Origin of the sequence: Streptomyces sp. NPDC047453 (genome assembly GCF_040643155.1) — a bacterium.
Lineage (GTDB): Bacteria > Actinomycetota > Actinomycetes > Streptomycetales > Streptomycetaceae > Streptomyces.
Map to the genome: position 1 here is coordinate 1 of NZ_JBEYTS010000174.1, position 1622 is coordinate 1622.

The following is a 1622-nucleotide window of genomic DNA, read 5'->3' on the forward strand; positions in this document are numbered from 1 at the left end:
ATTCGCGGATTCCAGGGGCCGTAGCTCGCACCTACCCCTCTGAACAGCGGGCGCTTTGGCCCGGCTGACGCTCTGGGTAGACGCCATCTGATCCGCAGGCGCGTGCAGCACCAACTCCGGTCCAGAGCGCGCTCGACGCTCTCCCGGCGCACCACGGGATAGCCGTCGTAGGGACCTTCAAGTGCCTCCCGGAAACGGCCTCTCTGACGCCCACCGCAAGCTCACTCACTGACAGGCAGCGGGGCCCGGCCTCGCAGTCCCCGGCAGTTCGTAACGATCAGGTGAATAACACCAGATCGAGGCAACCACACAGCAGCTCCACAGGTCCCACACCCGCAAGCCACAACGCAAGCCCCAGGGGGGACCATGAGCCAGCAGTACCCGCCCCAGCCCCAGCAGCCCGGCTACGGCGAGCCCCAGCAGCCCGGCAGCAACGGCCTGGCCACCACCGCACTCGTCCTCGGCATCATCGCCGTCGTAGTCAGCTTCATCCCTGTCCTCAACGTTGTCGTCTGGCCGCTCGCGATCCTTGGCATCATCTTCGGCGCCATCGGCCTGTCCAAGGCAGGCAAGGTCCGCAAGGGCAAGGGCGCCGGCATCACCGGCCTCGTCACGTCGGCCATAGCGATCATCATGTTCTTCGCCATGAACGCCCTGTTCTACGCCGCCGTCCACAAGGCCAGTGAGGAGCTGGACAAGTCGTATGACTCCGCCACCGTCGGCGACGGTAAGTCCAAGACCGGCGGCGCCAAGGAGTCCGAGGTCATGAAGGACTTCAAGGTCACTAAGTGCGACGTGGTCACCGGCGACTTCGACATCAAGGAGATGGCCATCCACGTCGACTACGCCAACAACGGCGACCGCCGATACTCGTACTTCGTTGAGGGCGAGGTCCTGGCCGACGGCAAGAAGGTCGACGACTTCATGTCAACCGCCGAGAACCTCGCCCCGGGCCAGAAGTTCACCGACAAGGACGCTGGTGCGCTGGTGAACGCGGACGAGATCAAGGACGCCAAGAAGCTCGAGTGCAAGACCATCAAAGCGTCCCGAACTGACTTCTGATCGCTGACGTCGCGCGACGCTGACCACCACCCCCAGGCCCTCGCCGCGCACCCCGCAGCGGCGGGGCTCGCTGCACCATGGAGACCATGGAGTCGCAGCGCGGCACGGGCGCCGGCCGGGCTGGAGCGGGGCGGAGACATGAGCGCAGGCCCGGCCGGGGGCCGGGCCGCGCGCGGGGAGCGGAGCGAGCCGCCTTGATGGCAGCAGGGAAAGTCTTATCCGGCTGGGGTGGCCTGCCTCGAAGGTGTGCGCCACGTGCACGGATCTTAAGGCGGGCATACGAAAGCCCCCGCCTCGACTCGGCGGATTCGCGGATTCCAGGGGCCGTAGCTCGCACCTACCCCTCTGAACAGCGGGCGCTTTGGCCCGGCTGACGCTCTGGGTAGACGCCATCTGATCCGTAGGCGCGTGCACCCTGTGAACGCCGGGTCCACCGACTGCCTATTCGGTTGGTCGTTCGTCGTCCGGGCGCCACGGGTAGGGCCCTGCTGAACTTCCGTGTGCGCCACTGTTGATGTCAGCCGCTGATGTCAGACGGCCGGCGGGGTTCAACAGCCGGC

At 66.4% G+C, this 1622-nt stretch carries 1 protein-coding gene; it reads left to right on the forward strand.

Annotated features, from left to right (window positions below; translation table 11 throughout):
* Positions 1-366 precede the first annotated feature (366 nt).
* On the forward strand, positions 367-1062 hold the full coding sequence (locus tag ABZ818_RS42750) for a DUF4190 domain-containing protein (protein WP_361427738.1): 696 nt from the start codon (positions 367-369) through the stop codon (positions 1060-1062).
* The last annotated feature ends 560 nt before the right edge of the window (positions 1063-1622 follow it).